Genomic DNA, 6,720 nt, shown 5'->3' on the forward strand with positions numbered 1-6,720 from the left:
GCCTTCTGTAAACGTGCGCACCTACCCAACCCCGCCCCCCCCCCCCCCCCCCGCCCCCCCCCCCCCCCCCGCCCCCCCCCCCCCCCCCCCCCCAGGCCCCCACGCCCCCCCCACCCAAACACCACCCCCCGCCTACAAAACCCTCCCCCTCCCGGGGGGGGGCCCCCGCGCGTCACGCGCGGGCCCCTCTCTGCATGTCGGAACCCAGCCCTCGCGCGGCCGTCATGATCAAAGCTCCTGTTCGCGATCACCACCGTGCAGAAGTGCCACCGCGAGCGGCGTTTGCCGATAGAGCACTTCGCGACCGCGGCGCTGGGCGGTGACCAGACCGGCGTCCCTGAGAACGGCAAGGTGTTGGGAAACGGTGCCGGTGGCCAGGCCCACTCTCCGGGCCAGACTCGTTGTCGTGCTGGGAATCGATGTCTCGATCAGGATGTGCGCACGCCCGGCGCCCAGGAGACGCTCCACCGCCGGTGAAGGCACAGCGGGCTCCCAGAGCTGCGCCGCGCCGAGCATCGGATAGACCAGCGCCGGGGGTGCGGCAGAAGTGCCGTTGGTGGGGCCGATTCCCAGATTGGGCCAGCCGAAGGCGGTCGGGACGAGGATCAGGCCGCGGCCGCGCAGGTCCACAGTCCCTCGGCGAAAGCCGGTCAGGTGCAGAGCACCGTTCTCCCACCTGGCCCGCCGATGGAGGTGGGTGAACAACATTTCCAGGCCGCCGTCGGCCAGATGCCGTGCACGCGTGGTGATGTCGGCGTCGAGCAGGCCGCGAATCCGGTCCCACAGCGGTTCGACCAGAGTCTGCCAAGCCAGGCGTTGCTGAGCGACCAGCGCGTCCCGAACTTCGGTGGGGTCGCCGGTGAGCGCGCGGCGGAGGTCCGCCGACACCGTCACGGGGTCGAGTCGGCCGACGTGCTCGGACAGTTCAGCGGCGACGGCGTCTGGACTGGTGGCCTGGACCTGGGCGAGGTCCTCCTCGATGGTGGCGAGTGGGCCGGTGGGGCTCGGCCACAGGAAGTCCGGGCCGTGCCCGTTCGACGGCACGGCGGCCTTCAGCAACCCCAGGTCGGTGGTGGCGATGGCGGACTGGATGTCCCGCAGCCACGGCAGGTACCAGCAGTGACGGCTCGGCGCGCTCAGCACCAGCAGGGCCGACATCGTCTCCTGCAACGGCGACACGGCGAACCGGCACCGCCCCGCGTCGCTCCACTCGAACCTCAACACCATGGCCACATCGGCAACGGTGGCACGTCGTGGATTCGGCCACCGCCGAATCCACGACTCTCGTAGATTGCCGGCGGCACCCTACGCTCATGGTCACGTCGCCCCCATCGGTGAATCCCGGACCGCGAACCCGCCTCCTGCGTGACAGTCCGGGTTTCCGCGCGCTGTGTGTGTCACGGGCCGTCTCGTGCGTCGGTGACGGAATCACCACCGCGGCGCTGGTGTTGTTCGCCGCGGCGCAGCACGGACCGACCGGGGTGAGCCTGCTGCTGGTGGCGAATGCCCTGCCGCGCTTCGGCGGCCCCTTGGCCGGGGTGATCGTCGACCGGGTCCAGACCCGCCGGTTGATCATCTGCTGTGACCTGGCCTCAGCAGCGGTCATCGGGTTGATCGCGTTGACAGCGCCACCGCTGCCGGCGCTGCTCGGGCTCATCGTCGTGGCGGGGGCACTGAGCACCCTCCGGGGTCCAGCCGGGCGCTGCCTGGTCCCGATCCTGGTAAGCCCGACCGAACGCGGCCCCGCCAACGCCTTGTTCGGGTTGGGACGCACACTCCAACTCGTCGTCGGCCCCGGCGTCGGCGGTCTCCTGTCCCTCGGGCCTGGAGGCATGCGGGCCGCTCTGGCGGTCGACGTCGCGACCTTTGTCATCGCTGTGGCGGTGCTCTCGCGACTTCCCGTCTTCCAGCCCGCCCGCGACCCCGCGGCCATCACCGGGGTATGGGCCGAGGCTGTGGCGGGTATGCGTCACGTGGCGGCGAACCGGCCGGTCAGAGTCCTCATCCTCACCATGTTCGCCCTGGTGGTCTTCGCCACGGTCGACAACGTGGCACTGGTGTTCCTCACCGGCGCCGCGGGACCTGCCGGGTACGGCCTGGCCGCCAGTGCTTTCGGTGTCGGCATGGCCTTGACGTCACTCGTGTGCACAAGGTTGGTTCGCGGACGTTCGCCGGTGGCTTTGCTGGCCGTCGCGATTGCCGCGACCGGCGTGGGCATGATTCTCGCGGGCCTGGCGCCGGCCCTCGTTGTCGTCGTCGTGGCGCAGCTGATCGCCGGGGCGGGCAACGCCGGCGAGAACATCGGCTTCGACACCGCCGTCCAGAACGCCGTGCCCCGCCCGCTGCTGGGCCGCGTGTTCGGCGCCCTGTCCACCGCCGCGCAACTGGGATCCGGCGTTGCCTACGTGGCGGGTGACCTGCTGCTCGACGTCGTCGGCCCCCGCGTCACCTTCGTGCTCGCGGGGGCCGGAACGCTCGTGGTCCTGCTCTGGCTCGTGCCCGCTCTACGCACGGGCCCGGTGGGAGCGCTGCGTGTCGCACCGCGCTGACCCCCAGTTTTGGTCAGCGCGGGGCGAGCGGCTCGACCACCCGGCCCGTGCTGACCGTCATTCAACTCAGGACCACTGTCGCCTCACTGTCTCCACCGGTTGACCTGCCCTTACTTGGCCCAGCCGATGTCGGTGTACTTGGTGCTGGCCAGGCCCGAGTTGCCGAAGTTGGCCAGGCCGTTGCGGACGGCCACGATGGACGGCCGCTGGTAGAGCGGCAGCGAGTGGCCCAGCGCCCACACCTGCTTGTCCACCTCGTTGAGCAGCGCGTACCGCTTGTCCTGGTCCAGCTCGGAGGACGCCTGGTCGAGCAGCTTGTTGATGCTGTCGTCACCGATCCGGCCGGAGTTGCCCAGCGCCTGGTCGCCCGTGGTGAACCAGCTCTGGGCGTTGTTGACCGGCGGCGCGCCGTCGCCCATCTGCGCGAAGTTGGCGATGTCGAAGTCGCCGGGCGTGATGTGCTCGTCGAAGAAGGTGTTCGGGTCGTCCTGGACGATCTGGAGCTCGACGCCGATCGCCGCGAGCTGCTGCTGCACCAGCTGGGCCTCGTCCAGCGCCGACTTGGTGCCGGCCGGGATGGCGTTGCGGATGGTCAGCTGCTTGCCGTTCTTGCTGCGGACCTTGGCCCCGTCGGCCAGCTTCCAGCCGTCGGCGTCCAGTTCCTTGCGGGCCTCGTCCGGGTTGTAGAGGTAGCCGGCCGAGTGGTCCTCGTAGCCGGGGAAGCCGGGCAGGAAGATGTGGTTGCCCAGGGGCTTGGCGTCCGGCAGCAGCTGGCTGATCTCGGCCTTGGCGATCGGGTCGCGGTTGATGCCCTTGATGATCGCGACGCGCAGCTTCTGGTCGTTGAGGATCGAGTTGCCGGCGCCGTTGAACACGATCTCGCGGTAGTTGGGCAGGTTGGCCCGCCGCAGGGTCACGTTCTTCATGGCCGAGGTGCGCTTGAAGGCGTCGATGTTGGAGGCCACGCTCGCGAAGTCGAAGGCCCCACTGGCCAGGCCGTCCACCTCGACGTTGGCGCTGGAGTAGTACTTGAAGACGATCTTGTCCAGCTTGGGCTTGTCACCCCACCAGGCGGGGTCGGGCACCACCGAGACGTTGTTGCCGGTCTTGTCCAGGTTGTCGACCTTGAACGGGCCGGCCGTGACCTTCGGCGCGTCCTTCCAGCCGTGGTTGAACTCCTCCGGGCTGGAGGTCATCGACTTGGGGTAGAGCACGTTGAACAGGTTCGACCACTCGGCCAGCTTGGGGCTGTAGGTGACCGTGAAGGCGTAGTCGTCGGCGCCCTTGCTGATGTCGGAGATGCTGGCGTAGCCGGCCGTGCTCAGCGGCTGGTAGGCGGTGTTCTTGCCGTTGAGCGCCTGCCACTCGGACTTGTAGTCCTCCCAGGTGATCGGCGTGCCGTCGCTCCACTTGGCCTTGGGGTTGAGCTTGTACTCCACCTTCTGCGGGTCCGACGAGGTCAGCTTGAACGACTCGACGTAGTCCGGGTCGGGGATCCAGTTGCCGGAGGCGTCGGCGATGGCCGGCGTCGGCTCGAACGACTCGATCACCGGCGGGATGTCGCCGCTGCTGGCGTCGATGGCGAGCATGTTGAAGTTCGCCGGGTAGGCCTGGACACCCCACTGCAGGATGCCGCCGTCCTTGACCTGGTCGCGCGACATCGGATTGATGTCGTTCTGGCCGATCTGCTTGGTGGGCGGCGGCGCGGAGGAACCTGCCGATCCCCCACAGGCCGACAACAGCAGCGCGGATGCGGTGACCGAAACGGCGACCGCGAGCAGCGCACGTGGCGTTCGACTCACGAGCATGCCTTTCCCCTTGAAGCCCCCAGTTCCCAGTTCGTCACACTATGCAGGTGACAGTCGAGTCTTGCGCGTTTCCCACCCTGCGGGAACCTACGGAAGGCGGACTCGGCAGGATGTGACCTCATGGGCATCCGGACGCGTGCTGTGCGACACGGCTTGGCCGCCACTGTGCTTGTGCTGGTCGTATGCGCCATCGTCGCCGCGTTCTCGGCCAGCACCCTGGCCTCGGCCCGTGCCTCGTTAGCTCCACTGACCTCCCGGGCCAACGGCCATGTGACCGCCGTCGACCAGAATGCGGACACCGCCACCGTCACCTGGGATCAGGGCCGAGCCACCATCGAGCTCGACGTCCCGCCCCCACCCGTCGGCACCGCCGTCCTGGTCGGCTACGACCCCGCTGAGCCCTCGCACGCCGTCATCCCGCACGCCGTGACCCTGATCGCCGCCGACCGCTCCAGCGGCGAGCTCCTGTTCATCGCCATCGCCGCCGCGTTGATGCTCCTGGTGACCTTGATCCGGCTCTTCTCTCGTTTCGGCCTCACCCGGCGGCCCCAGGTCCAGGTCCCCGTCCGCCGCGTTCGGGTCACCTCCGGCCTCATGGCCCGCTCGTGGCTGGAGACCGAGGACATCCCGCGCCGCTGGATCCCCGTCTACTTCGACCCGGCGCTGGTCACCCTGCCCACCCCCAGCACCATCGCCCTGCACGGCGACCCTCGCCGTCACCGCCTCGTCGCCGCCGTCGTCGACGGCGTCGTGCTCTACCCTTCCGGCCGCGTCCGCCATGACGACCCGCGCGGCCGCCGCGTCGACAACCCGTCCGTGGTCGACGACTCCGTCCGGGCCCGTGCCGCGTCCGTCCGAGGCCTGCTCCGCCAGCTCCGGGCCGACATCGTCCTGATCGTTCCCGCCCCCGTCGTCGGCTTTCTCTGGGCGTTCTTGGACGGCAGCGGCATCTGGAGTTGGCTCGGCGCCACCGTCATCACCGCCGTCCTTGCCCTGTGGTTGGCCGCCCTGCGCGGCTCCGACCCTTCGTGACGCCCACCACACGTAGGTTTTTGGGCCTCCACTGCGGTGTTCCGGTGGCCCCGGATAGCGTGGATCGTCACTTTCTGTGCCGCCGTACGCCCATCCCAGTGTTCCGATCATCCTCCGAATCGGTGGAGTTGGGCTTGCCCTCTTCGGGGTGCGCCAATGTCACGGGACCATCACCGCGGGTGGGCGGGTGTCCACCGGAGTGATGGGTGGAGGTGCCGCTGTGGGCATGAAGTGGATGGAGCACAAGGTTGTGCAGCACGCGCGTGCGTGGGCCTCAGGAGGCATTCCCGGGCAGGCCGGCAAGGACGAGTGCGTGGTGTGCGGCAAGCACATCCGCAAGCACCGCAAGGTGACCGGTGAGGGCCGTGTCTGCTCCGTGGCCTGCGCCCACTTCTGGGTCGAGAACATGAGCTGATCTCGCTTTCCCCCGTGCGCCGGCCAACCCCCGGCGCACGTCTTTTTTCCCGGACACCCCACACGAGGCGAGCGAAGCAAAGCCCACCGGGGACGAGCGAAGCGATGTCCCGAGGGTGTGGGGCGAAGCCCCACACCGGGGGTCTGGGGGTCGTCCCCCAGATACAAATGCGAAAAATCCCCGTCTGCGCATTCCGCAGACGGGGATCTCCCAATTTGTAGCGGGGACAGGATTTGAACCTGCGACCTCTGGGTTATGAGCCCAGCGAGCTACCGAGCTGCTCCACCCCGCGTCGGTAGTTAGAACTCTACCCGACCCCGCCCCCAATACCAAATCGCCCCCCACCACCCCACCTGACCAGCCAATACCCCTCAGCAGCCGGACGCCACGAGGAAGGAAGGCCGCACAGGCATGCCCCCAAGAGGGCCAGCAGTCCACCCGAAGCCCAGACACCCCAGCCCCGACATCAGGGCCCAACAGCCCACGCCCGGCCCGACAGACAACCGGAAGGACCGGACGCCGGCGGGAAGCCAGCCACGCCACCAGAAGGCCCCAGCAGCCACGAGAAGCCCAGACAGCAACAGGAAGCACCGACAGCCAACGAGACAAACACACAGGCACAGAAAGCAGCAGTCCAGCCCCAGTACCCCCCCGACGAGCGAAGCGAAGTCGCAGGGACGAGCGAAGCGAAGTCGCAGGGACGAGCGAAGCGAAGTCGCAGGGACGAGCGAAGCGAAGTCGCAGGGACGAGCGAAGCGAAGTCCCTACCCGGGGGGTGCAGGGGGCGAAGCCCGCCCTGCCTCGGGGTCTGGGGCGGGAGCCCCAGTGTGAAAGCGAAAGATCCCCGTTTGCCGTTAGGCAAACGGGGATCTCCCAATCTGTAGCGGGGACAGGATTTGAACCTGCGACCTCTGGG

General features: G+C 68.6%; 5 protein-coding genes and 1 tRNA gene. 3 read left to right on the top strand and 3 right to left on the bottom strand.

The genetic code is table 11. The features are described 5' to 3' along the window. Positions 1-228 precede the first annotated feature (228 nt). Entirely contained in the window at positions 229-1,227 is a 999-nt protein-coding gene (locus tag AB0M73_RS49410; RefSeq protein ID WP_363907129.1) for a DUF5937 family protein, read from the bottom strand. A gap of 86 nt (positions 1,228-1,313) precedes the next feature. Here AB0M73_RS49410 and AB0M73_RS49415 point away from each other — a divergent pair, with 86 nt between their 5' ends. Next, on the top strand, positions 1,314-2,549 hold the full coding sequence (locus tag AB0M73_RS49415) for an MFS transporter (RefSeq protein ID WP_363907121.1): 1,236 nt from the start codon (positions 1,314-1,316) through the stop codon (positions 2,547-2,549). 110 nt (positions 2,550-2,659) lie between these two features. Here the strand turns inward: AB0M73_RS49415 and AB0M73_RS49420 are convergent, their stop codons facing one another. Continuing rightward, positions 2,660-4,357, bottom strand: coding sequence for an ABC transporter family substrate-binding protein (locus AB0M73_RS49420; protein ID WP_363907124.1), 1,698 nt, complete (start codon positions 4,355-4,357; stop codon positions 2,660-2,662). 120 nt (positions 4,358-4,477) lie between these two features. Here AB0M73_RS49420 and AB0M73_RS49425 point away from each other — a divergent pair, with 120 nt between their 5' ends. Beyond that, entirely contained in the window at positions 4,478-5,389 is a 912-nt protein-coding gene (locus AB0M73_RS49425) for a hypothetical protein (protein ID WP_363907126.1), read from the top strand. Between the two features lie 226 nt (positions 5,390-5,615). Further along, on the top strand, positions 5,616-5,804 hold the full coding sequence (locus AB0M73_RS49430; protein ID WP_232240883.1) for a hypothetical protein: 189 nt from the start codon (positions 5,616-5,618) through the stop codon (positions 5,802-5,804). A gap of 218 nt (positions 5,805-6,022) precedes the next feature. Here AB0M73_RS49430 and AB0M73_RS49435 read toward each other — a convergent pair. Next, a tRNA-Met gene (locus AB0M73_RS49435) sits at positions 6,023-6,096 on the bottom strand. Positions 6,097-6,720 lie beyond the last annotated feature (624 nt).

Source organism: Kutzneria sp. NPDC051319 (assembly GCF_040682195.1).
Classification (GTDB): Bacteria; Actinomycetota; Actinomycetes; order Mycobacteriales; family Pseudonocardiaceae; genus Kutzneria.